The following is a 24535-nucleotide window of genomic DNA, read 5'->3' on the forward strand; positions in this document are numbered from 1 at the left end:
GTACTTTAATTGTTGTGGTCTTCCTCAAGCTCTTTGATTTTTTGCCGTACCTGGGAAAGTTCGGCGGAATACCCGCTTATCCTCCTGTCAATATCAGTGATCGCCGCCTGCACCTGCTGCGTATATGCAGTATCATCCATACAGCCCCCTTTCCGGTCCTGCCGCGTGGCAGTACCCACTTGAATACTAACGGTATCGCCGTACTTGGCGTGAGAGGGTGACGCTGTGAAAGCCGCAGATACACACCTGTACGTAGAGGCAGTCGAGTGGATTTTTGTGCCGCGAAACGCCCGGCATACCGTGTATGGGGGTGACAATATCGCCCATAGCGGCTAAAATAATACGTGAAGCGGGTACAGTTTGTATCATTTATAGTTGCAGTTTGTGCCATCTTCGTAAAATAATAAGGTATTGTGCTCTTAACGGGGCGCAATCTTACAGGAAGGATTCCGTTAATATGGCAGGACAGATTAGGATTACTCCGGATCAGATGCGTTCTCGTGCAGGCGAGTACCGCGCTCAGGCAAATACGGTCCAGGAAGTTATTTCCAAGATGGACACATTGCTCAATACACTGCAGGGCGAATGGGAAGGCCAGGCCTCGCAGGCGTATGCACAGCGTTTTTCAGAGCTTCGTCCTGGCTTCGTCAAGGCAGAGGATCTGATCAATGAAATTGCTCAGAGCCTGGATGCAGCGGCTCAGACTCTTGAGACCTCGGATCAGAATGTTGCGACCGGATTCCGCGCGTAATCAGCCTTTCTGATTCTAATAATCTATAGTCGCTTGGCTTTAGGGCAAGGTCTGATACGGCAGGTGTTGCCGGATTGGTCTTGCCCTTTTCGTATGTATAACATTTCAGTGCTTCATCAATACTTGACCTGAATTAATAAGTAATTAAGTAATAATAGATCGTTTTAGACAGGCTGCATACATGGATTCTGCATTATTGATCTCGGTATATGATTCCGGCGGGGAAACAACAAATAAATTTATGCTTGGGACAAGTGCCCTGCTCCCGATATATTCCATGGCGGGAACCAGGCATATGGTTGCCAAAATGCATGGCGCCCGTACCGGTGCAGTGCTCGCCGCAGAAAAGGGGTATGAGCTCAGGCAGCTGGACAGCGATCCCGCAGCTGCCCATACTGAGCAGGATAAGGCTTCGGAGCATCAGTTTGCCATAGACCCGTCCAAGCGCGCTGTGTATACCGCTATATACACAGCAGGTGATGCTCCGGCCGGCTTTTCGTCGGGTTCCGGCCAGCAGCCTGCTGTCCCTCAGCCTTCACGTATTTATATCCGCCGGTCTACAAGAGGGATGCGGCATTATCAGAAAGTAGCTTTTACTTCCGATCAGGCTGTCAGGTTCGGTTCTTCGCCGGACAGCGATATGCGGTATTCCCATCCGCTGGTGTCATCAGACAGTTTTACCCTGCAGCTCCGGGAGAGGCATTTCATGCTCCAGCTGCGTGCGGGAGGCGATCCGCTGTATATCAACGGGGTACCTGTTTCAACGCAGGTAGCCTACAAGCTGAATGTTGGCGATGTTATTTCACTGGCAGACCTGAAAATAGGGATAGGGGACAGGTTCATCACCATCAACCAGCCTTCCGGCCTGGAGGCCAGCGAGAGGACAATGTCCCTGCGGCCTTTGCCTCACAAGGATATCTACGCATCCAGCCCCCAGCCGCAGGATGATGATACGGATATAGATGAGGAAGATAACGATGGCAGCAATTTCTTCCCGGCACCCCGCCTGATGCAGAATATCCATAAACGTGTTTTCAAACTGGACGCGCCGCCCACAAAAGAAGGGGAAAAAATCAGCCCCGCGATCATGCAGATAGGGCCTTCTTTTATGATGGGCCTGGCATCAGTCTTTATGGCAGTTGCATCAATATCCCGCCTGAGGTCGGGGGAGAATATCATGAATGTGCTGCCAACTATTGCAATGGCGGGCGCTATGGTCATAGGCATGATCGTGTGGCCTGTTATCAGCAATTTTTACGATAGGCACCGCAGAAAGAAAGCTGAAGAAAAACGTATCAACCGGTTTACGGACTACCTGAACCGTGTTGAGGCGGAACTCCGCCGGGAGAGCGGGCTGCAGGCAGCTATACTCCGCAGCAACCGTGTCCTTCCCGAAACTGTTATGCAGCGCGCTTACAGCAGGTCTCCGGAACTGATGAACCGGAGCTCGGCGCACAGTGATTTTATGGAATTAAGGCTTGGGGTCGGCAGCGAGGAGCTGAAGGCGGAAATCAAATATCCGGAAAACAAATTCACGCTGGACAGCGATATCCTTTCCGACAGGGTGTCTGAAATGCGCAAAAACCGTCCTGCGGTTTCAGACGTTCCCATTGCCCTTGATCTGAAAAAAGACCGTACGGTGGGTTTCGTCGGCACCAGGAACCTGATATGGCCTGTACTGCGAGGCCTTATGGTCCAGCTCAGCGGGCTGTATTCTTATGACGATGTCAAGATCATACTGATTGGCGATAAGGAGGATTCAGGGGAATGGGATTTTGCCAGGCGCCTGCCCCACACATTTTCCGACGACAGGGATATGCGTTTCCTCGCCTGCGAGCCTGAAGATATGATACGGGTCGACCGCTTCCTCCAGAAGCTTTATGATGAGCGTTCTGCACATACCAGGAGCAGCCAGGATACTGTTTTTCCCGGGACATATTATGTTGTTTTCTGCACTGACCGCGATCTGGCATCACGGTCCCCGGCTCTGGCAAAGTGGATGCATGCGGGGAATGATCTCGGGCTGTCAGTGATCTTTAATGCCAATACCCTGAGCGACCTGCCCAGCGAGTGCACAACCGTAGTCAATATTATAGATCCGCAGGAGGCCCGGCAGACCGGCGCTACATCATCTTTCTTCTACAGGGATGATGTGGACGGGACATCCAGGGCATTCATCTGCGACATCATGGTCAGCGCGGCCGAGAGCGAAAAGTATGCTTCTGCCCTCAGCGGCGTAAGGATGCGCCAGGTGGGGACCAAGGATGTCGGACTGCCAACATCCCTCAGCTATATGGATATGCAGAAAGTCGGCAATGTCGGTGATCTGAATGTTGCTGAACGGTGGCGCATGCATGATGCCAGCCGTACCCTGGCCACCCGGATTGGTACCGGCGCCCATGGACAGCCTTTTATCCTTGACCTCCATGAGGACTCCCACGGGCCGCATGGCCTTATAGCAGGGACTACGGGATCCGGCAAATCTGAATTCATCATTACATATATACTTTCTATGGCGCTTGATTATGCACCCGATGAGGCTGCTTTTGTGCTCATCGATTATAAGGGCGGCGGCCTTGCGGGCGCATTCGCCAATGGGCGTTTTGTACTGCCGCATCTGTCCGGGACTATTACCAATCTTGACGGTTCGGCAATCAACCGGTCCCTGTCTGCCATACAAAGCGAGCTGCAGAAACGCCAGCGCCTTTTCAACGTTGCGCGTGAGGCTACAGGCGAACCAACGATGGATATTTATAAATATCTCTCTTATTACCGCCAAGGTGTAGTCAAAGACCCTATGCCTCATCTGTTTATAGTAGCCGATGAGTTCGCTGAATTGAAGCAGCAGGAGCCCGACTTTATGGACGAGCTTATTTCTGCAGCACGCATCGGCCGCTCGCTTGGAGTCCATCTTATACTGGCAACGCAGAAACCATCCGGTGTAGTCAATGACCAGATATGGAGCAACTCCCGCTTCAAGGTCTCCCTGAAAGTTGCGGACGGCCCCGATTCCAAGGAAATGATCAGGCGGCCCGATGCGGCAGAGCTGAAGAACCCCGGGCGTTTCTATCTGCTGGTCGGTTTTAATGATTATTTTGCCCAGGGGCAGAGCGCTTACACAGGGACCCGGTATACCCCGCATCAGGAGTTTGAGGAACATCATGATGATATGGTTACCCTCATCGGGAACACTGCTGAGGCGCTTGCATCGCTGAAACCCCAGACTTCCGGGGAAGCTTCCCGCCTGACTGAGCTTGATGCCGTCCTGGAACAGATATGCGAAACAGCAGATGATATGGATATCCATGCAGAACAGCTGTGGCTGGATCCGCTCCCGGACCAGATAACAGTGGACGAATTCCGCAGCCAGTACCAAGGCGCCATCAGCGAAACCTCTGCTAAAGAAACAGATGCCAATACCTGCGTGGCAAAAATCGGCATTATTGACGATCCGTCACGGCAGAACCAGCATCTTCTGGCGGTTGACTTCGGCAAAGCCGATAACCTTATTATTTACGGCCAGACGTCATATGGTACAGAAAGCATCGTCTCAACCGTTTTTGATTCCCTTATAAGGGATTACAGCGCCGAAGACGTCAATATCTACGGCATGGATATGGGCGACGGCGGGCTTACCGCTTTCAACCAGGCTCCGCAGGTCGGCGGGGTCACGGTTATAGATGACCGTGAGCAGGTGACAAGCCTTATGCATTTTATTTCAAGGAAAATCGCCCACAGGCGCAGGGTCCTCAATGCTTTTGGCGAAAGGTATGACGACTATGTTTTTGAGTACCGTAAGCAGAAAAACGTGCCGTCTGGACAGGCGGATACCTCCGGCAGTGAAGCGCCGCGCGAACCAATGCCGCGTGTTATTGTCGCTTTAACGAATATAGCTGCTTTCAATGAGGCATACCCGCAGTTTACTGATATGCTTACTGATATAGCCCATGAAGGGCCGCGCTATGGTATCCACTTTATTGTGACTTCGGCGAATTTCAATCAGGTAGGCTGGCGTCTGAGGGCACTGTTCGGCATGTCGCTTGTGACAGCTTTCAACAATGTGGATGAGTACGGCAGCGTCTTTGGAAGTATGTCCGGGGTCACGCCGCCGCAGCATTATTTGCGCGGGCTCCTCCTGGAGGGTGATGAGAAACACGAGTACCAGGCTGCTGATGCCGGTACAGGCCGCGAAATACGGGAGCGCTGCCAGGAGCTGGCTTCTAATAATAATGATGATCTGCAGGCTGAGGCGGTCCCCATCCCGCGCCTGCCGCAGTTCGTTACACCGGATATGTTCGTGGGCGATGCCGTAGGGCAGGAACGGGATATCCCGCTTGGCTACGACAAGCAGCAGGTCTATCCGTTCACTGTTGACGGAAGGAAGTCGCCATCATTCATTATTACAGGTAATGATGCTGAAGCCCTGGGATACTGCGCTACTGCCCTGAGTGCCACTTTTGCGCTTATCTCTAAAGATATTGCACGAGGCACCCTTGTTATTGACCCCTCCCATATGGTCAAAGGTGTGCCCGAAGATGCTGAGAATTTCCATCTTGCTTCTGATATAACAGATATCGATATGCGGATACAGCAGGTGATTTCAGGGGAGGTTTCCCCGGCTACGGTAATTTTTACTGATCTCCTCTCAACTTTCGCTAAATTGCCGGCTGAAACTAAAAATAATCTGATGGGGTATATTGAGCGGGACGAATACAGGGATACGACGAATTTTGTTTTCGTCCTGGAACGCTGGCGGCTTGAGAACGTCTATGAGCCGTGGATGAAGGCTATACGCGCAAATCCGCAGGGTGTGTGGGTAGGCGAAGGCATCAAGACCCAGTCGATTTTCCCGAATACGCATATGCCCCCTGAAATGAACCAGGCGCAGGCCCAGACCGACGGCTGGGTATTCTACAGGGGCGGCAGGTACGGCATCCGCCTTATCCACCAGGATGCCGAAGGCGGTACCGACACCAGTACGGGGACTGCTGCCGGTGTAAGTATTGCTGATATTATCCCCGGCGGGAATGTTGCATCTGTATCTGCCGGCGCAGGGCATGCTGCATCTGCGGGTGCAGCAGCCCCCGTGCATGCCGGTAATGGAGATCCGGCAGATATGAGAGTATTGGAGAAGAACAATGAATGAATATATCATCCTTAACGTGCTCCTGCCTGCAACCGGGGAAAGCTACGAGTTCCGTGTCCCTGAGGAGTCAACGGTAGAAGAGTCCATAAGGCTTATCTCCACTATCCTGGCTTCGGTTGAGTCTGAGTTTTATGAAGACAGCCAGGAAGGCGATCTGGTGATCCGCCAGCCCGGGGATACGCAGGGCATTATGCTCAATCCAAAAGAAAACTATCGGAACTTGGTGAAGCAGGGGCTGCTCACCACTGGAGCAAGGCTTATGCTGGCATAGCACTGCAGTACTTATGTGTATTTATGTATAAATATGGGACGGTAGGCGGAAGCTGCAGATGAGAACCGGCATTTCTTAGGGTCACAGTCTTTTAGAGCTGCTACTATAAGTAATAAATTTTTTGCAGATGAAGAATTAAATTGCCGGGGATCCCGGCAGGGGGACAGATATATCATGAGGATTCGGATTGGGGCGTTGAAATCTTCGTTGTCTGAGGAGATCAGTGCTTTGGAGGTGAAGGCTTCTGATTGCCGGGTGTGGTTGGAGAAGATGGGTTCGTTTGATTTGAGTGTGTTTGGTTTGGAGGGTGAGGGTTTTAAGGTGTTGTCTTCGCGTGTACAGGATCAGGGTGTGTATGTGCGCGGGTTTTTCCTTCTTGTTGATGCTGTCCGCCGGGGTGATGAGGCCAATAGGAAGGCTGTGGGGATGTTGGAGCCTTCGGAGCCTGACGGGTCAGTGGATGTGGACCATTTGATGTATTTGGCTGAAGGATGGAGAAAGGTCATGGGTAATCAGAAGAAGCTTCTGGAGGAAGCGGAGGCAGGCCAGCATGGGCAGTGGGGCCCTGTAGTAGCTGAGGGTGCCCGGCGTAATATCGAGCGGTATTCGGTGTTCTTACAGGAGTATGAGCGTAAGTTGGGTAAGGTGGTGGCGTATGAGAAGGCGTCTGAGTCGTTTTATGCGGAGGCTGAATCGTTATCTCCTGTGGTGGGGATGATGGAGGCTGCTATGATAGCGGTGTGCGAGGGAAGGGTTCCCGATCTGTCGTGGCAGAAGGATGTGGATGCCAGGTGGGATAAGTGGGTGCAGGCTAATGGTGATGAGATAAAGAGTTATATGACTGATAGCCAGAAGAAGGCGTTTGATAAGGCATGTGAAAATGGGTGGCAGGAGGCTGATTTTTATCGGGATGGCAAGCTGAATAAGGATTTGTGGCAGGGGCTGGCACGGGTGCCTAAATGGCTCCTCAGCAGCACCATCGCTGCGGCGGCAGTGTGCTCGCAAGAACGGATACTTGAACATAATGATATAGCGCTTCTTCAACAGATTGCTTCATGGATGTATACACCGACAGGAGACAAGCGTGTGACTTCGTTACTCGGTGTGGACGCTAGCCAAAATGTTAATGTAAAGATTTATGGTTATAAAAAATGTGGCTTCTTAGAACGTATGCTTGAGGAATCAAACCGTTTCCTTTCGCTGCAAAATCCTGAAGAGAGGAAAAATGGTACGAATCCAAGATGGAACATTCGCTTGGCTATTAATACATTATTACATATTGAGAATAATGTTAAGCCATTGGCGGGAACAGATCAGGTTTATGGCAAAGGGAAGAATGGGCTGGAAATCAATATAGGTTATTCATTGGATGAGGGGCATCCAGAGTCTTCCTCCCGGATGTTCGTTGTTGCTGTAGAACCCGATATGAAGGTTGCGGACGATCATTTTACATCTTGTATTGCTCCAAGTTTTTCGCCATCGGTATACCGTGTTTATGTTGGTGTTTCAGGAGGGCCTTCTGATGCGGCAACTTTCTTGCATGATTTACAGAATAATGAGGGAATGGATAAATATAACTTCTTCTATAGCGTGGGTTCTTCGGTTCTCAAGGTAGCAGTGAATGAAGCAGTTTCTCGTAGTATAAAGAATATTCCTGTGATTGGCAAATATTTAAGTCAAGCAACTACAGTAGGTAAAGTTATTACATCAATTATTGATTCTGCCTATTCGGATTGGGATGGCCATGAAAGGGCTTCGCGAGTTAATTTACTTAATCGCGCTTCGACTGGGATGGCGAAAAATGATTTGTTTACAGATTCCCAATTTTCTATGGTATTTGCTGGATCTTCAGGTAATCATGAAGGAGATTATACTCATCCTGAGGCCCGTTTTATTTTAGATGATAAAGCAAAGGTGTATGTACAGAAGGCGATAAACGCATATAACAAGCTTCATTCTACGAACTATAACCTGAATAAATTACAGTCTGTTATGGCAAAAAATGCTTTTACCCTCTATGATGTAAATAATCATGAGAATCAGGATACTAAGAAGTTCCTTCAGTGGTGTGCTCAGCCTGCTGATTTGGTGTATAAGCGGGATGTTACTGATGATGATGGGGTTGTCCATCACAAAGGAGAAGAAGTAGTATTGGGGAATCCTCCTAGTAATTATGGATATATGAGGGGTGCAAGCATGGAGTATAGGAATTATGTGTTTGCTTCGGCGGTGAAGTAGGTGAGTGGTGTGACAGTGTGGTTGAGGTCTTATGGGCATCGTGTTGTTGGTGTGGTGGTGTGTGTGCTTGTTGTTGGTGGTGTGCTAGCTGGTGGTGTGTGGTCCCGGTGTGCGGCTCAGCGGCGCCGTGCTGCCAGGGAGAATGCGTATGTGGCGTCGGAGATGATCCGTGAGTTTGTGGGTAGGGGTGTTCCGTTTCGTGATGCTCCGAAGGGGTTTTCGTTTGAGTCGGATCCTTCCCGGTGGCCTGAGGATCCTATTCCTGCTGATCAGGTGGAGGGGGTGAGGGCTGCTGTGTCTTATTATGATTCCCGGTATCCGCAGAGGGCTGTGACGGTGGATAGTTTGCGTAGGGCGTATGGCAGGGATTTTGCTCGTAATATCCGTACCCGCCGTCGTGGTATGTGGGTGTATGACGTGAAGGAGTATGAGTTCATCACATGGTGCAGAAAGCCTGCTGATTTGGTGTATAAACGGGATGTTACTGATGATGATGGGGTTGTCCATCACAAAGGAGAAGAAGTAGTATTGGGGAATCCTCCTAGTAATTATGGATATATGAGGGGTGCAAGCATGGAGTATAGGAATTATGTGTTTGCTTCGGCGGTGAAGTAGGTGAGTGGTGTGACAGTGTGGTTGAGGTCTTATGGGCATCGTGTTGTTGGTGTGGTGGTGTGTGTGCTTGTTGTTGGTGGTGTGCTAGCTGGTGGTGTGTGGTTCCGGTGTGCGGCTCAGCGGCGCCGTGCTGCCAGGGAGAATGCTGTGCTGGTTTCTGAGATGATTGAGGAGTTTCCTAGTAGGAATACTCCGTTTATTAAGGTTCCTGAGAGTTTTGGTGTGGGGTCTGATGTGTCTGAGTGGCCTGAGGATCCTATTGATGCGGGTAAGATGGAGGCTACGGAGAGGGCTGTTTCTTATTATGATTCCCGGTATCCGGAAAGGGCTGTGACGGTGGATAGTTTGCGTAGGGCGTATGGCAGGGATTTTGCGCGTAATATCCGTACCCGCCGTCGTGGTATGTGGGTGTATGACGTGAAGGAGTATGAGTTCATCACATGGTGCAGAAAGCCTGCTGATTTGGTGTATAAGGAGGATTGTTTTGATCAGATTGATGGGAAGTATCATAAGGCTGGTGAGGAGGTTCGTGCGTCGATCTCGAATTATCAGTATGTGACTAATGCTTATACGGTTTATACATTTGCTTCGGAGGTGAAGTAGGTGAGTAGTCGAGTGTAAGCAGCAATAATTATCGCAGATAAAAAAGGTAAGGCTGATGAATACGGAAGGCAAAGACTATGGATAAAGCACTTCAAAAAGAGCATAGCCGGCGGTTCGCTTTGCTGCATGAGAAGTATGCAGCAAAGATGGAAAGTCTGTCAGAGCGTGAAGAAGACTGCAAAAGGATATCCAATAATATAGATCAGCTTAGTGACGAAATAGCCTACAGGCTCCGCTGTGATATGGATTCCCTCCGCGAACAGATAGCTACGGGAGCCCTTGATCCTAAATTCAACAGCGATATCACCGAAATGGAGGCATACTTGCATAAACTCATGGTCCAGGCTGAGGAGGAGAAAGGGAGGCTGGCCTCTGAAATAAAGGGTATCCGCGATGAGATGGCAGATGAGGATATCGCGTATGGCCATGCTGTCCGTTCCCTTGATGAAGAATTTGACAGCAGGAAACGGTCAGGGGGAACTTTAGCACCTTAATCTGGCAACATCTGCTTTATACATAGCCATGCATGCAAAACATTAAAATAAAAATATCAGAATCAAGTATACAAGGAGATCCGCAATGGAAGGGACCATTAAATCAAGTGCAGCTGCGGCAGCTGTTGCCAGGGATAAATTGGGTGACGGCGAGGATACCTTTACCGGCCTGAAAACGAAGAAGCTGTCCGATTCCGGGGAAGTTGAAGGCAACCGTATACATGACGGTAAAATTGCTGAAAAGATGAAAGGGTTCATGAAGGCATGGCATGAACTGGTCGATACTGATAAGAAAAATATCACTGCCGCCGCCGATGCCCTTGAACAGGCAGACCGCAATGCCGCCGTACGTTAACGCGCTGGTACGATGCGGCAAGAAGCTGGAACCAAGGCAACTCAACTCAATGCAACGCTAAGAACGGCATTCCTACGCATACGCTGATTTGCAGGGCGTAGCCCCGCGCCCTGTTTTTTGATAAAATCTTAGCCACACCGTTGTGGATTGTAAGGATTCCCTGTTATAATAGAGCGTGAAAGAATAGAATCTGTAAGAAAAGAGAAAGGGTACTTCCATGGGGGATAACCAGCAGATTCAGGCACAAATTGACGATCTGGCAAGCAGCAGAAGCACTCTGCAGTCAGAAGTTTCAGGCCTCCAGTCGCAGGTAAATGACCTGAATGGCCAAATATCTGCAATCAACGCTAAGCTCACTACTGCGAGAACGTTTCTTAATGATGTCGATACATCATTTACAACGAAAAAGACTAATCTTTCAACTAATCTGGATACGAGTGCGAATCTGTTCCAGACGGCGGTTGACGATACCACAGTCGGTGAGGCTCTGAAGAAGCATAACAGCGATATTGATACGAAGATTTCCGCTGTTAAAACAGCTGTCCAGGCGCTTATTACCCGCCTGCAGAACCAGCTGACCACTGCAACGACAAATCGGGACACAGCACAGAATTCGTTGGATTCAAAACAGTCGCAGCTGAGCTCGACCCAGTCTCAGATCAATGACCTCTCTGACCAGCTGACCACTGCTGAGTAGGTGCGGCTGTTGCTGTAAGCGGCCGCATGCGGCGGGCAGCTCACAAGGCCGGTAGCTTAAGGAGGTAACACTCTGACAGTAATAAAACTTATTGATCTTATCGATAGTGAAACAAAAATATAGGGTACAGCATAATCATCAGGATTAGCATAGGGAAATATTTCTATATGCAGCTGTAACCGTTAACGGCGGAAGCTGTTAACAACCAGCAACAATAATGAAAGCAGGTAGAAGATATGTCCAGTTCAGAAGCAAAAGGCGGAGAATCAGGGTCCTCGGGTTCCTCCGGGTCAGGCGGCGGCGAAAGCAGCAGCGGCTCAACGGGGTCAAAAGGAAAGACTTCCAGCACGATCACCATGAAGCCAGGGGAGGTCAGCGAGGCTGGCGGGGATTTCAAAACGAAGGCAGATGATATAGGTACCCTGGGCACTGACACCCAGGGGCTGACAGATACCCTGTCAGGCTGCGAAGGCGCCGCGTACAATGCCCTTGTTACGCGGATCGGCCAGGTTGCTACAGCTGCTGACGGTATCAAAACCGCGCTGACTACATATTCTACTGCCCTGACTAATGCTGTCACTACTTTCACGAATGCTGACGGGGAGCTCTCTTACCAGTTCAGCTCTTCTGATGGCAAGAATTCCTTCTATGAAGAAGATGGGAATACAATCGTTCGCGGTGCCCACCGAGGGAAGGAAAAATCAACCACATACGATGAGAATGGGAATGTTACTGAGGAGAAAAACAGTGAAACCCGTACATATCGTGACAATGATGGTATGTACTCCACTTCTGAGGAGCGCACAGATACGCATAACCCTGGAACTGGGGAAACAAATGTTTCCACCTCAAGGACTACCCGCACCAGCGGTCCGGACGGGTCAGTTTCAACCCGCAGTGAATCCAACAATACAACTTATCCGGGGCATGGAAGCACCAGTTCACGCCGTTCATCAGGCAAACATAAGTAACTGGACATCATCAGCTAACAGATCTTATTGAAAGGAGTACCACAATGTTTCGTATAAATACGGATAATATCAAATCGGTATCAGATTCCGTCACTGAGGCTAAAACCAGTTATGAAACTAAATTTAGCGATGCCCGGAAGAAGAATATTGAAACTTTGCAGGGGCAGGACGGCAGATGGGCGCAGGCGGCTGAGACCAGCTATAATGCTGCAGATATTAAAATGAACAGCTTCAAGACTGCATACGGCACTTTTGCAACCTCCCTGTCTAACGCGGCTTCGGATGCGACTGATTCTTTACAGCCTAAGTATAAGGACGTGTTTACAGAAGCAGGGACCAGCCCTCAGAATGAAAAGCAGGTTAAGTGCAATCCTGACAGCAATTTTGGCAACAGCCTTGAGGATGCGGCAACTTCTGCTGATTCGTTCGCTACTGAGGCAAATAATTTCGTCACGCGTGCCAGTGAGCTTGATAATGAGCAGGGGGAACGGGACACTATTATTTCTTCCCTTAACGATGTGCACACGTACACTACTGATCAGGCCACCAAATACCGCGATATTAAAACGAAGTGGACTACATTCAGCACGGCTGTCAGCGATTTTGACGGCAAATACTCTTCTGAATTTTCCGGTGAATTTGTTACCCCTGAGATTACCACAGCCGCCCAGCAGGAGACTGCCCAGATGCTTGCTGATAACTTCAGTTTCGATGCCCATGGCGGTACTAAAAAACTGTGCACGGATGGTTCCAAGAGCGGGAGCATAACCGTAGATAAAAATGGGAACATGTCCATTAAAGGTGAGGCTTCAGGGACAGCCACCCTATTCAATGCATCCGGGGAGGCAAGTGCACATGGCAGTGTTTTGGGTATGCGTTCCAGTGCTACGGGCAAAGCGGAATTTGACGTTTCTGCCAAGGGCAGTGCGAGCGGAAGCATAGGTCCCAATGGATTAACCGGGGAAGCTTCAGTTTCTGCCGGAGCAACGGTTTCTGCCGATGGCAGTGTCCACCTTGGAGAAGACCTTCCCTTCGGCGGAGTTGGCGCTTCCGGCCATGCTGAAGGCTTTGCCGGTGCGGAAGCTAACGGCAAGGCAACAGTTGGTAAGGGTGATGACGGGTCGGTTGGTGCTTCTGTAAGCGGTGAAGCCTTTGCCGGTGCGAAGGCTGAGGCCAGCGGCCAGGTTGACCTTGGTCCGCTTTCGCTTTCCGGTGATGCTTCTGCCCGTGCCGGTATAGGCGCCGATGGCCATGCCGGTATTACGTTTAAAGACGGGAAGCTGACTGTCAGCGCCGGAGCCAGCGGTACTCTTGGTGTAGGTGCCGGTGCCCACGGGACAATAAGCCTTGATGTAGGTTCCATAGTTGACGAAGGGGAACATTTCTTCAAGGGATTGTTCAGCTAATCGGAGCTGATCAGAACACAAGTATAAAATATAACTGATAACGCATACTGTATTGGAGGTTTGTATGTTGTTTTTTCCGAGTAAAGAGACAGTGGGTATTCCGGGGTTTTCGTTTGAGATTCCGGAGGGGTGGTCTGTGACGCATCCTGATCATGTGCTGTTTTGTGTTATTCATCCGCAGGAGGTGTTTTCGCCTAATACTGTGGTGGCTTTGGATCGTCGTTCTGGTGATATTGCTGGTGATGTGATTATGGGGGAGATGTCGGAGTATGTTGCTTCGTTGAAGAATTCCCATGTGACTGGCCAGCAGTCTGGTGTTAATGATTTGGGTCAGGAGTGGAGTGTTATTGAGTATACGTATGATCATGAGATTGGTCCGTTGGCGAGTTCTTTGGCGGTGTTGACTGTCCGTCATGATGGTGTTGCTGATGTGTATCGTTTCCATTCTACGGTTGCTGGTGAGGGTGCTGCTGAGGATTTGAAGAAAATCCATGGCTTCCTGTCATCAATCCGCATAGCAGAAAAGTAAAGGATAGGACGAAGCATATAAGGGTGTTCCCGAAGTATACGGAAATTATGTGCTGGCTGGCCTGAGGGTATGCAGTAATTGCAGGCTCCCAGGCCAGCTGTTATCAGGACCCTTTCCGCCTCGCTTCTCTTCCTTTTCCTTTCCCTCCTCTCCACCCTTTCCCCCTCCCTTCGGAGCCGCTGGGAATCGGGAATAGTCAGGATTAGCCTCTTCCGCCAAATTCAGAAAGTAATCAGGAAACTTGTGTATCCTGACAAAGGGTATTAAGTTATATATGAATTTCGGAGGAAAAATGAAAAAATCTTTAATTAAAGTATATGCTGCTGCAGCATCTGTAGCTTTACTGGCAGGATTGGGCGCGTGCAGCATAACATTTACCCCTAATTCGCCATCCTCCAGCTCAGCTGTCCGCGCTCCGAAGGGATGGAAGAAATTCACTTCCACTGAGCTAGGGTATTCCATTTATTTTCCGGGAACTCCTGAGAGGGATACTTATAAGGATAATGGCGGCAGTTATATACGGTATTCAACCCTTGGCGACGGTGAGGATATTAATTATTCTGTATCTTTTACGGGATTTTCTTCCTCGCAGAAGGCAGATGCAGAAAAATTCAATGAAGCGCAGAAAAAGAAAGTCCTTACTAATTTTGCAAAGTTGATCGGCTTAGAGGAGAGCGATATTACTTTCACCACGGTTGACGGGTATCTTGCGTTTACATATGTTTCTCATGCTACAGAAAACTCGTCACTCGTCCTCCGCCGTGCTGTTGTATTCGGCACAAAAGGCCTTTATGGGCTGGAGTCTTTTGGCGTGTCTGAGACCCAGGCCAATACTTTCAGGGATACTTTCCGTATACTGTAGAATCCTCACCAGAACCGCAGATATATAATCCATTGTGAAGGGTCGAATGCCTCTGCGCATCGTTGTTTTCGGCGGGATATGCAAAGAATATATAATTTATACTATAAATTATTTTGTGGCGGATCCTATGGTCTTCATGGGTTTTTGTTGTTTTAACACCGGTTTAGACGGTTGGACAGAATAGGCAGTAATTCTAGATTGGAAATATTATGAAGAAGCAGTTGCAGTTAAAGAGGCAGTTAACGAGAATATTGGCGGTTCTTGTTTCGTTACCGTTGTTTGCTGGTTTGGGTGCGTGCAGTGTGAGGTTTTCTATCGGGTCGCCGCATCCGGTTTCCAGTTCTCCGGTCAATGCCCCGAAGGGGTGGAAGAAATTTATCTCTAAAGAGTATGGATTTTCTATTTATTTCCCCGGAACCCCCATCAAAGATATGTATAAGGATAGTGGCGGCAGTTACAACCGCTACGCGATCGTTGATGATAACAATATGGTGAAATACTCTGCGTCGTATGCCCATTTCCCCGCTGATGATGATGCAGATACGGATACTTTTACTGAGCAGCGGAAAAAAACAATCTTACGTAATTATATAAGGCTCCTCGGCATTAGTGATGATAGAGCTGCCTACACTAATATTGGCGGCCGTACAGCTGTAACATATGCAACTTCGATGGCTGAAGACAATTCAGTAACTGTTTACCGTGCCGTTGTTTTAGGCAGGCATGGTTTTTACGTGCTGGATGCTTTCGGGGTTTCGGAAGTACAGGCGAAGGCTTTCAGGGATACTTTCCGGACTTTATAAAATAGATGAAACAGCAGATTATTTGAAATGGAAAGAGGCATTATGGTTCTCGCTTATCATACTGAATATTCGTATCATGCGGAACAGCCTTTGCCTGCATGGGCTGCAATACTTTTGGGCGTCGTCATGGCGATTGTAATTGGTGGAGCAGCCGTTGCTGCGGTTTTTGGGGTTCGTGCTGCTCGGAGGTCTGGTGGCGGTGGTGTTCGTGTTGCGAATGGGGCGAAGAAGGCGAAGGGGGTTGCCCGTCAGCTGGGTGGGCGTTTTTTGTATAGTGTGGGGAATGCTTTGAGTGGCAGTTATGCCCAGGTGCAGGACCGTCATGCTGCTTTTCATTTTGTGCAGTTGAAGGATAAGTTTGAGGAGTATTGTTTCCGTCAGAAGGTTTGGGTCCCTCTGGGCTACGGGCCTTTTGCTTCAGGGAGTAACCGGTATCTGCTTAATTATGTGGAGGTCCCCCGTCCGTATGGGCATATTGCTGCGTATGAGTTTCGGTATGATGATCCTTCTGTGGACTGGCATTTGGCGGTTGTATATGATATTGCTGTGGATGAGGGGCAGACAGATGCGTCTGTTGCCCATGCTGACAGGGCGGCTTTGGTGGATGCGGCCCGGGAGCATGCGTCGCGGTATTATCCTGTTATGGTGGAGAATGTGGAGGGGCACGATATAATTATGTCTATTGATTGTATGCCGGCGGGTATCAATGCGCATTATGCTGCGCTGCTTGATCTGTAAAACCCAACCAGCACACCAAAAACACAGATGGCAATATACCATGCTACTTGCCGCATACAGGAAGACATAACGCAGTAAAAGGGCGTTAGGGGGACAGCATCATGAAAGTTCGAGTTGTCAGGGACTGGCGTACAAAGGCCAGGACGGTACGTGTCACTCTGACTGGCCGGGAGACCCTTAATTATGCGCTGGCGGAACGGCTGAAGCATACAGATCTGCCCTTTTTGCCGCCTTTCAAATATCAGATAAAAGGCGATTCTGCTGTCCTGTTTTATGATATTACCGGCTGCATGAAAATCAGGAAATTCATGGAGGCAAAGATATCCGTCGGGCAGTACCAGGATATTATCCAGTCCGTAGCAGATATCACCGATATATGCACTGAGGCTTCAGCGCCCACTGAAAGCGTGCTGTGGGATAAAAAGTATATTTATATCAGCCAGCCTGTGCCGCATCCCGTGTATATCATTGTCCCTGCGCACGGAATTGCGCCGGGGCATCCGACTGCCAACGACCTGCTGATGTATCTCAGTGATGCTTCAAAAGTACATTTCCCTAATGACGATGGGAATATTTATGTTGAGATCGTACGTGATTATGTGCGGCGCAATCCGATATTCTCTTCAGTTACGCTGCGGGACTGGATGGTGAAAAAAGGGGTGATAGCGCAGGCGGGTATGTCCTCCGGGCAGTTCCTCAGCCCTGATATGGGTACCGCTGCGCAGAACCGGCAGCCGGCAGCACAGGCGATGCAGCTGCAGCCTCCTCTGCCGGTCCCCCCCGCTGCCTCTGTGCCGGCCGACGGTTTTGCGCAAGAGCCAGGCTGGGATCCTGTAGGGACTGTCCTTGGGGAAAATGGTGCTGTGGAATACGGCTCTTTAGGCGAGTCTGTTGTGAAAGAAGTTTCCCGGGTACCTGATACATCACGGAAAGATGATAATGCATATACTCCGGTTGTGGATTCAGCGCTGCTGACGATGATGCCGTCCGCAGGGGGCGCAGGTTTTGCCCAGGCGGGCAGTACAAGCTCATCGCAGCTTGTTGCCCGGCAGGGCACTGCGCAGGCTTCTGCAGGAGCGGCGCAGGGCAGTCCGGTACAGCAGTATTCCCAGCAGCCATCCTTATACGGCCTGCAGGAATCGCAGCCGATGGTACAGCAGCAGCCTGGCCTGTACGCCTCAGGCGCAGCGGTGCAGGCTCAGCCGCTCCGGCAGCCTGTCTCTCCGTCAGGCGTGCCTGCCCAGGCGGCCCGTCAGGCACCGTTGGCGTATCCACAGATGCCGCAGCAGCAGGTATCGCCTGCGCAGGCACAGCAGCCGCTGCAGGCGGCGCCCCCTGCGGATCAGCATGGCAGCACTCCTGTCCATATTCCGGTTTTTACAGTAATACGCCAGCGCGATGGCTATACAGCCCGCATGAAAGCGCTGAGGGCGACTATCGGGCGTTCTGAAACAGCGGATATCCATATGGGCGGCGAAGCTACAATGAGCCGGATACATGCAATACTTGAGTATCTTAGCGCAGATGCTTTTGCCCTTATTGACAATAACTCGCCGAATGGTACCTTTGTAAAAGGGGTCCGTTTGCCCTCAGGCGGCAGGACAGTTTTGCGGAGCGGTTCGACTTTTTCGCTGTCTGATGTAGAATTTGAAGTAGTAATAACTTTTGACTGAAAACAGCCAGCCAAAAGCGGCACAATAATTAATGGGACAAGAAGTGAAGAGGATTCATTATGACCCGTGAAAATGACATAGTCGGCGGACGGTACCGTATCATCGCACAGATCGGCACCGGCGGAATGTCTACTGTCTACCTGGCAATAGACAAGACCCTTAACAAGCAGTGGGCTGTTAAGGAGATCCGCAATGTCGAAGACAAGCATAAACGCGAGGTAATTGTCCGGAGCCTTGTAGAGGAAGCCAACCTTATCAAAGCCTTTGACCATCCTGCGATCCCCCGCATCGTTGACCTTGTTGACGAGCATGGGAGCCTTTATGTAGTCATGGATTACATTGAGGGCCGGACCTTGCGAGAAGTGCGTCGCGAGAAGCAGCAGTGCACCGAGAAGGAAGTCGTTGACTGGGGTATCCAGCTGTGCAGTGTGCTTGACTATATTCACCGACGTAAGCCCCCTGTCGTTTTCTCAGATATGAAACCGTCCAATGTTATGCTTAAGCCTGACGGTACCGTTATGCTGATCGATTTCGGTATCGCGCATATTTCAGGCAAGCCTGTCCACTCAGCGGAAGAGGCCGCCCAGGGGATACTCAACCTGGGTACACCCGGGTACGGTTCGCCTGAACAGTTCAGTAAAGGTGCCGTTACAGATGCCCGTTCCGATGTGTATTCGCTGGGCATGACCCTGCATTTCCTCCTTACAGGGGTTGACCCTACTCAGCAGGTCTATCCGATCAGGCAGTACAGGCCGGAACTTTCTGAGGGGCTTGAAAAAGTCATCGACAGGGCTATTGATAAAAATCCCGATAAAAGGTATCAGAGCTGTGCAGAATTCGCTTATGCGCTCAGGCATTACAAAGAGGAAGATGACGCGCATATCAGGGCCCTTAAACGTAAGTGGTATTCCTTCGTAGCAGTCCTGGTGGCTTCTGTCCTGTGCGCTGTGCTGGGCCTCGGGGCGCTGGGCGCGGAAGCTATCACAAGGAATAACAGTTTTGACTACTGGATGGGGGCCGCGCGCCAGGAGCCGCGGAAAGCTGAAGCGGTAAATTTCTATAAAAAGGCTGCCGCACTCCGCCCGAAGTCCATAGAACCTTTCGAGGGGATGCTTAAGCGGTACAGGGCTGATGGGAAGTTCACGCCCGATGAGGCTGTCCAGTACACGGATGCAGTCCGGGCTAATGAGGGGGTCCTCAGAACAGATGAAATCCATTGGGCCCAGCTGTGTTATGACACAGGACTGCTGTACTGGTTCTATTATGCGGATGCCCAGTCTGACAGTGCACAGGCGGATCCGATTTCCCTGCAGTATGAACGGATCCGTTATTCGCAGCAGTGGATGCGCTATGCGGCCGACACGGGGGCATTCAAATATCAGAAGCAGGCGCAGACTTATGCAGATATTGCAGCTTTCAATACCCAGGTTGTCCCTGAGATAGTCCAGGGTACGGATAAGGGCAAATTCAGAGGCTATTTCACTGAGCTTGAACAGCTTGTAAATACTGTGCAGAATGAAAGCAACGAAGTTATGCGACTTTATGTTTCCCAGTTCGTCCAGAACGTCCTGAGCACGTATACACGTAAATTCCGTGCAGATAAGATCGACAAATCCCGCATGCTTGCGCTTGCTGAGCGGTGCATGGCAATAGCGAAGGATACTTCAACGACTTCCCATGCCACGGATGAACTGAAAGAGGCCATCCTCAATCAGGAAAACAATACCAGGCAGTCCATTATTGATGGCTTCGTCGACGCCAGGAAAGTAGGTAATAATGAGGCCCGATAGTTGGCATACGATAGCAATAGTCCTTTTCTGCCTTGCCGCAGTCCTGGCAGTTGCTGCCGTTATCCTCTTCTTCGTCCTGAAGATCAGGATAGTGTACAACCGTCTGAGCGGAAAGACGGCTGAGCGTGAGATCTCCAGCCTGAGGCGTGCGCGCCATGCACTGTGGCGTGCAGAGGCCACAGATTCTTCATCCAGGTCAGGGAGCAGGGGATCGGGAACCGGCTCTTCCGGCGGGAAACACAGCCTGATCCAGATGCGCGTGGCTAAAACCGGGCAAAGTTTCCCCAGCCCTTCCCTCTCCGATGATGAGGCGCTGACAAGCATCCCTGATGATAACAGGGATACGGGCGATGAATCTGAAACAGTTATTGGCGTGCCTGTGCGGCCTGCCGGCCCTGATAGTGAAGCGGGGACTGTTGTCAGGATACAGGATCCGCCGCTTTCGGATGACAGTTCTGACGGGACTGATGGGACAGAGGCTGCTGCTTCTGAGTAAATAGAGAAAAGACAAAGATTAAGGAACAGGATAATGAACAGCAAACAGATCAGCCAGATAAAAAAGATACTCCTGCGTGCAGCCGTAATCATGGGTGCAGTGCTCGGCCTGGGGATTTTGGCGTCCCCGGCGCCGGCATCATATGCGGCACCTGATGAACCTGCAATCACAGAGGTCTCGTACTCGATGGCAGATAAGAATAATGCTGTAGGGGCATATCTGGTCTCACCCCTGCATTCGGAACTGAAACTTACCGTATCAGGGGCTTCAAAGCTGTCCGGCGTGAACGCGCGGTACCAGTATACAACTGTTGACAGTGAGGGCAATAAGCATAAAGTCCCGGACCAGCCGCGTACTGTCCCTATGGATGAAGTACGGCAGGAAGCTGATGGGGATAATACAAAAACCTTCCGGCTCGGGCTGGATGACGAAGGCATCTATGCATTCGGCGATATACAGTTCACCCTTACTTACACGGATACTGCGCAGAAAACCAAAAAAACAGTGGTTAAAACTTTGTCCAGCCTTATAGCAGAAAGCAAGTCCTCCCCACAGAACCCGTCCGTGAAGGCCACAGAATCGCTGCAGGGCAGCGGCGTCAGCTCCTTCCTCCTTACAGATACCGATAAAGGCATATCGCTCAATGTAACAGATGCAGACGGCAAAACTGTTGACAATGATGCTACGATTACCGCCGCTTCACGCCTGGACGGGGCTAAGGCTTCTGCAAAAGTCAGCAATACGTATATCAGCAAACTTGATGACCTCAAAAAAGCATGGATCGCAAAGCATACTGTTACAGTGGCTAATAATGACACAGGCGCCCAGGTCCAGCTTTCCGGCGATGACCTGGCAGTCAGCGGGCAGCAGGACGGCAGCTTCACTGTTACCGCACAGCTGTCGAAGGCAAAAGAAAAGCTCGGTGGCTCTTTTGAAGATGCCGCATATACAGTTAAATACGGCATTGGGTCTGATATAGGGAAAACATCAGATTTTACTGTTGACACAGGCACCCCGAAAATATCTGCTGAGGTCCCACATGCTGAGGCGGGCAGGGATCTGGCCGAAAAGGTGAGTATACGCCTGCAGCAGGCTAACGTCCTGATCCGGGGCTCGCAGCCGAAGATCAGGATCACCGTCAATGACGGCGGCGGTATTGATCTGAAAAGCGTAAAAGTTACGGTGAAAAAGGCGGATTCGCTGGATGGCAGTCCCCAGCCGGCAGATGCCTCCTCATGGCTGCGGAAGGTTTCCAGCACACGCAGGAACAGAAAGGTCATTTATGAACTGACACTGCGCGATGACGGGCTTTATAACCTGTCTGATATTGCCATACAGGCGCGCAACAGGGCGGGACGCCCGCTGGTTGCCGACCCTGACGGGCAGACACTGTCAAACAGCGTTGCCAGCAAGCAGTATGACGCTATACTTGTCAACAATGGTGCGGCCGAGTCGCTTAAGCCTGCAATCACCGTACGGCCTTCCGACGGGAATACCCGGCCGAAAGAACATAACGGCGTCAAGTATTACCGGGGTGAAGTCGTTGAGACCGTTACCGTTACAGATAAATGGATAGACGCATACAGGCAGATCACGGGCCTTAAAGTAAAAGTTGCCACAAAGGCTGGTTCTGCAGATCCGCAGGTGTCTGAAATACCGCTGACCGATTTCAAGTTCACATCCCACGATAATACGGTTTCAGCAGCCTATGAGCGCAAGGTCAGTGATGAAGGCAGATACCATGTTTCCGCAAGCCTCCTTGAAGGCGTTAATGATGAAGGCATTGAATTTGTTATTGACCATACTGCGCCGAAGATATCGCGGATGACAGTAGAACCGGCAGGGGATCCGGTGTGGAACTGGCTCTTCTCTGACAGACCCGTGAAAGTTACTTTCAGCGGGATGGCAGACCATCTTTCGGGAATAGACCCGGATGCAACCGGATTCACCAAGTATAACGGGCACGATGCAGACAGCAGCACGCCGAAGCTCAACATAGATGATGACACCATATCGTTTACGCTTGAGAAGAATGGAGACAGGCTGGCATTCGCTGATACCGATATCACCATAACTGACTTTGCCGGCAATACAGCCACATTCAAGCTTTCGGATTTCGTCAAAAATGACAGGAACGAGGCAAAGTATGCTTCCAATATCGCCCAGAAAGGGGTGCGCGGCGTTATTGTGCAGACCGAAAAGCCGGTTATCACTGTTACCTACGATAACGATTCCGTGCGCAACGGAAAGTACTATGCTTCAGGCCGTACTGCAACAGTTACGGTGACCGACCCTGTATTTGACCTGATCATACAGAATGACCCTCAGCGGGCTATCGTTACAGTAGGGCATGATGGCAGCAGCACAACGGTGGCCGCAGAGAAGTTCACACAGGTCCCGGGCAGGCAGGATACGTGGACTGCACAGGTCAAATGCGACAGCGACGGTGAATGGAGGCTGTCGGCACAGCTGACTGATCCAAGCGGGCTTTCAGCTGACCCTTATGAGGCTGAGTTCATCGTTGATGCCACTAAACCGTCTCTGACCCTCACTTTTGACAACAACAGGTCCAAAAACGGCAATTACTATAACGCCAACAGGACGGCAACCGTCACTGTGTCTGACCGCAACTTGGACATGGGCAGCACCCATATCGCTGTAACAGCGAAAGGCGACGACGGACGCCCCCTGCCTGCCCCCGCTGTGAGCCCATGGGCGGTGAAAGACGGCGGCGCAGGCAAGGACAGGACCTACACTGCTACGGTGACCTTTACCGGCGAGGAGCATTACTCCATCTCAGCAGTATCTGCCGATCTTGCCGGCAATGCGTCTGAAAAGGTGGAGGAGCCTGAATTCATTATTGACAAGACGATGCCGAAGCTTGATATCTCCCGGGTCGTTGACAAAACAGCGTATGCGGGTGCTGTAGCGCCTCAGATCAGTTCGTCGGATTCAAACCTCGACGAATACGGGACGACATATACGCTGAAATCATCGCATAATAAAGGGTCTTCGGTGTATGTATATCCGAAAGTGAGTAGTACGCCTACTACCCAGGATGTCACCTATACTGATTTCCCGCATGAGGTCAAGTACGACGATTTCTACACTCTCAGTGCTACTGCGCAGGACAAGGCGGGGAATACGGTCACAAAAACAGTCGTATTCTCTGTCAACAGGTTCGGGTCCGTGTATTCCTTCGATGATTCCACGCAGGACATACGTGGGAAGTACGTCAAGAAAGCCCGGCAGGTGGTGATCCGCGAGACCAACGTCAGCGGGCTGAATGATAACTCGGTACAGGCAAACCTGATCAAAAATTCACGTGTCCTGCCGCTGGATAAATCCCAGTATTCAGTGAACAACAGCCAGGACAAAGGCTGGTCGCTGACTACATATACTTTCCCGGCATCCCTGTTTGAAGGCAACAGCTACTACCGGGTCCAGCTCACGTCTACCGATAAGGCCGGGAATTTGGCCCAGAACACCATGGATAACAAGTCCCCCAACCGCAAAGCGGATGCCGAAGTCAATTTTGCTGTTGATGCAAAGAAACCGGCTGCGGCAGTCCTGGGGCTCAGCAGCAACCAGGTGTATTACGGGCCGTCGCATGACCTTTCCCTTTATGCACGCGATAATATGGCCACTGAGCGGGTAGAGCTTTATGTGGACGGCAGAAAAGTACAGGCGTGGGATAACAGGGACTTCCTGTCGCAGCCGCCAAGTTATACGATGCAGGCTGACGGCGGGAACCATACTGTTACAGTCAAGGCTTATGACCGTGCGGGGAATGCAACGGAAACAACGTACGGGAATGTAACCATTGCGGCTAACTGGTGGCAGTACATAACCAGGACCCCTGGCGTACTCAACCGTGTGATCGCAGGGACTATCGCAGCGCTTGCCCTTATAGCAGGTATCACTGTATTCCTGGTGCGCCGGCACAGGCGGCGCAAGTGGCGCAGGAATCCGTTCAACCGTCTGGCATAATAAGCCGGGAGGCGGCAACGGGTTAACGGACCGGCAAAGGCCAGCTGCCCTTACTGGGGTGGCTGGCTTTTGCCGTATACCTGCCTGCCGTGCCTCTGCCGCAGGGT

General features: G+C 50.7%; 20 protein-coding genes. 19 read left to right on the plus strand and 1 reads right to left on the minus strand.

All coding sequences use genetic code 11. The annotated features are described in order from the left end of the window. Positions 1-5 precede the first annotated feature (5 nt). A complete protein-coding gene (locus tag HMPREF9156_RS07325) occupies positions 6-140 on the minus strand; it encodes a hypothetical protein (RefSeq protein ID WP_007147984.1) in 135 nt (44 codons plus the stop codon). Positions 141-457: 317 nt separating this feature from the next. Between HMPREF9156_RS07325 and HMPREF9156_RS0106580 the strand changes: the two genes are divergently transcribed. The 19 genes from HMPREF9156_RS0106580 (at position 458) to HMPREF9156_RS0106670 (ending at position 24428) form a co-directional block, all read left to right on the plus strand. Further along, a complete protein-coding gene (locus HMPREF9156_RS0106580; RefSeq protein WP_007147985.1) occupies positions 458-751 on the plus strand; it encodes a WXG100 family type VII secretion target in 294 nt (97 codons plus the stop codon). Between the two features lie 181 nt (positions 752-932). Next, positions 933-5897, plus strand: coding sequence for a type VII secretion protein EssC (gene essC / locus HMPREF9156_RS0106585; protein ID WP_007147986.1), 4965 nt, complete (start codon positions 933-935; stop codon positions 5895-5897). Next, on the plus strand, positions 5890-6168 hold the full coding sequence (locus HMPREF9156_RS0106590) for a hypothetical protein (RefSeq protein ID WP_007147987.1): 279 nt from the start codon (positions 5890-5892) through the stop codon (positions 6166-6168). The genes essC and HMPREF9156_RS0106590 overlap by 8 nt, the downstream gene beginning before the upstream one ends. Positions 6169-6342: 174 nt before the next feature. Further along, positions 6343-8406 carry a hypothetical protein gene (locus HMPREF9156_RS07290; RefSeq protein ID WP_017147601.1) on the plus strand — a complete coding sequence of 688 codons (2064 nt, stop codon included), beginning with the start codon at positions 6343-6345 and terminating at the stop codon, positions 8404-8406. A 9-nt stretch (positions 8407-8415) separates the two neighbouring features. Next, complete coding sequence (locus tag HMPREF9156_RS06960) at positions 8416-9021, plus strand: hypothetical protein (protein WP_233417609.1); 606 nt, start codon at positions 8416-8418, stop codon at positions 9019-9021. 9 nt (positions 9022-9030) lie between these two features. Then, positions 9031-9624 (plus strand): hypothetical protein, encoded by a 594-nt coding sequence (locus HMPREF9156_RS0106605; RefSeq protein WP_233417610.1) that lies wholly within the window; start codon positions 9031-9033, stop codon positions 9622-9624. Between the two features lie 77 nt (positions 9625-9701). Beyond that, on the plus strand, positions 9702-10118 hold the full coding sequence (locus HMPREF9156_RS0106610) for a hypothetical protein (RefSeq protein WP_007147990.1): 417 nt from the start codon (positions 9702-9704) through the stop codon (positions 10116-10118). An 85-nt stretch (positions 10119-10203) separates the two neighbouring features. Further along, positions 10204-10473, plus strand: a complete 270-nt coding sequence (locus HMPREF9156_RS0106615; RefSeq protein ID WP_007147991.1) for a hypothetical protein — start codon at positions 10204-10206, stop codon at positions 10471-10473. A gap of 217 nt (positions 10474-10690) precedes the next feature. Further along, positions 10691-11170, plus strand: a complete 480-nt coding sequence (locus HMPREF9156_RS0106620; RefSeq protein WP_007147992.1) for a YwqH-like family protein — start codon at positions 10691-10693, stop codon at positions 11168-11170. 236 nt (positions 11171-11406) lie between these two features. After that, positions 11407-12141, plus strand: coding sequence for a WXG100 family type VII secretion target (locus HMPREF9156_RS0106625; RefSeq protein WP_007147993.1), 735 nt, complete (start codon positions 11407-11409; stop codon positions 12139-12141). A gap of 44 nt (positions 12142-12185) precedes the next feature. Beyond that, positions 12186-13547, plus strand: a complete 1362-nt coding sequence (locus HMPREF9156_RS0106630; protein WP_007147994.1) for a hypothetical protein — start codon at positions 12186-12188, stop codon at positions 13545-13547. Between the two features lie 64 nt (positions 13548-13611). Next, the gene (locus tag HMPREF9156_RS0106635) at positions 13612-14076 is read left to right on the plus strand and encodes a hypothetical protein (protein WP_007147995.1); all 465 of its coding nucleotides are present in this window, start codon (positions 13612-13614) and stop codon (positions 14074-14076) included. Positions 14077-14368: 292 nt separating this feature from the next. After that, positions 14369-14938, plus strand: a complete 570-nt coding sequence (locus HMPREF9156_RS0106640) for a hypothetical protein (RefSeq protein ID WP_007147996.1) — start codon at positions 14369-14371, stop codon at positions 14936-14938. A 302-nt stretch (positions 14939-15240) separates the two neighbouring features. Next, on the plus strand, positions 15241-15741 hold the full coding sequence (locus HMPREF9156_RS0106645; RefSeq protein ID WP_017147605.1) for a hypothetical protein: 501 nt from the start codon (positions 15241-15243) through the stop codon (positions 15739-15741). Positions 15742-15768: 27 nt separating this feature from the next. After that, positions 15769-16479 (plus strand): hypothetical protein, encoded by a 711-nt coding sequence (locus tag HMPREF9156_RS0106650; protein WP_017147606.1) that lies wholly within the window; start codon positions 15769-15771, stop codon positions 16477-16479. Positions 16480-16580: 101 nt separating this feature from the next. Then, positions 16581-18152, plus strand: coding sequence for an FHA domain-containing protein (locus tag HMPREF9156_RS0106655; protein ID WP_007148000.1), 1572 nt, complete (start codon positions 16581-16583; stop codon positions 18150-18152). 59 nt (positions 18153-18211) lie between these two features. Further along, positions 18212-19942 carry a serine/threonine protein kinase gene (locus HMPREF9156_RS0106660; protein WP_007148001.1) on the plus strand — a complete coding sequence of 577 codons (1731 nt, stop codon included), beginning with the start codon at positions 18212-18214 and terminating at the stop codon, positions 19940-19942. Further along, positions 19929-20438, plus strand: a complete 510-nt coding sequence (locus tag HMPREF9156_RS0106665; protein WP_007148002.1) for a hypothetical protein — start codon at positions 19929-19931, stop codon at positions 20436-20438. Before HMPREF9156_RS0106660 ends, HMPREF9156_RS0106665 begins: the two co-directional genes overlap by 14 nt. A gap of 33 nt (positions 20439-20471) precedes the next feature. Next, the gene (locus HMPREF9156_RS0106670; RefSeq protein ID WP_007148003.1) at positions 20472-24428 is read left to right on the plus strand and encodes an Ig-like domain-containing protein; all 3957 of its coding nucleotides are present in this window, start codon (positions 20472-20474) and stop codon (positions 24426-24428) included. Positions 24429-24535: the final 107 nt, after the last annotated feature.

The sequence above is a fragment of the Scardovia wiggsiae F0424 genome, assembly GCF_000269605.1.
In the GTDB taxonomy this organism is placed as follows: Bacteria; Actinomycetota; Actinomycetes; order Actinomycetales; family Bifidobacteriaceae; genus Scardovia; species Scardovia wiggsiae.

Excerpts from the sequence above, each read along its gene's own strand:
- HMPREF9156_RS0106620 (WP_007147992.1), top strand. The coding sequence starts at position 10,691 with ATGGGGGATAACCAGCAGATTCAGGCACAAATTGACGATCTGGCAAGC.
- HMPREF9156_RS0106640 (WP_007147996.1), top strand. The coding sequence starts at position 14,369 with ATGAAAAAATCTTTAATTAAAGTATATGCTGCTGCAGCATCTGTAGCT.
- HMPREF9156_RS0106625 (WP_007147993.1), top strand. The coding sequence starts at position 11,407 with ATGTCCAGTTCAGAAGCAAAAGGCGGAGAATCAGGGTCCTCGGGTTCC.
- HMPREF9156_RS0106590 (WP_007147987.1), top strand. The coding sequence starts at position 5,890 with ATGAATGAATATATCATCCTTAACGTGCTCCTGCCTGCAACCGGGGAA.
- HMPREF9156_RS0106610 (WP_007147990.1), top strand. The coding sequence starts at position 9,702 with ATGGATAAAGCACTTCAAAAAGAGCATAGCCGGCGGTTCGCTTTGCTG.
- HMPREF9156_RS0106660 (WP_007148001.1), top strand. The coding sequence starts at position 18,212 with ATGACCCGTGAAAATGACATAGTCGGCGGACGGTACCGTATCATCGCA.
- HMPREF9156_RS0106635 (WP_007147995.1), top strand. The coding sequence starts at position 13,612 with ATGTTGTTTTTTCCGAGTAAAGAGACAGTGGGTATTCCGGGGTTTTCG.
- HMPREF9156_RS07290 (WP_017147601.1), top strand. The coding sequence starts at position 6,343 with ATGAGGATTCGGATTGGGGCGTTGAAATCTTCGTTGTCTGAGGAGATC.
- HMPREF9156_RS0106670 (WP_007148003.1), top strand. The coding sequence starts at position 20,472 with ATGAACAGCAAACAGATCAGCCAGATAAAAAAGATACTCCTGCGTGCA.
- HMPREF9156_RS0106650 (WP_017147606.1), top strand. The coding sequence starts at position 15,769 with ATGGAAAGAGGCATTATGGTTCTCGCTTATCATACTGAATATTCGTAT.
- HMPREF9156_RS0106665 (WP_007148002.1), top strand. The coding sequence starts at position 19,929 with ATGAGGCCCGATAGTTGGCATACGATAGCAATAGTCCTTTTCTGCCTT.
- HMPREF9156_RS07325 (WP_007147984.1), bottom strand. The coding sequence starts at position 140 with ATGGATGATACTGCATATACGCAGCAGGTGCAGGCGGCGATCACTGAT.
- HMPREF9156_RS0106615 (WP_007147991.1), top strand. The coding sequence starts at position 10,204 with ATGGAAGGGACCATTAAATCAAGTGCAGCTGCGGCAGCTGTTGCCAGG.
- HMPREF9156_RS0106655 (WP_007148000.1), top strand. The coding sequence starts at position 16,581 with ATGAAAGTTCGAGTTGTCAGGGACTGGCGTACAAAGGCCAGGACGGTA.
- HMPREF9156_RS0106580 (WP_007147985.1), top strand. The coding sequence starts at position 458 with ATGGCAGGACAGATTAGGATTACTCCGGATCAGATGCGTTCTCGTGCA.
- essC (WP_007147986.1), top strand. The coding sequence starts at position 933 with ATGGATTCTGCATTATTGATCTCGGTATATGATTCCGGCGGGGAAACA.
- HMPREF9156_RS0106630 (WP_007147994.1), top strand. The coding sequence starts at position 12,186 with ATGTTTCGTATAAATACGGATAATATCAAATCGGTATCAGATTCCGTC.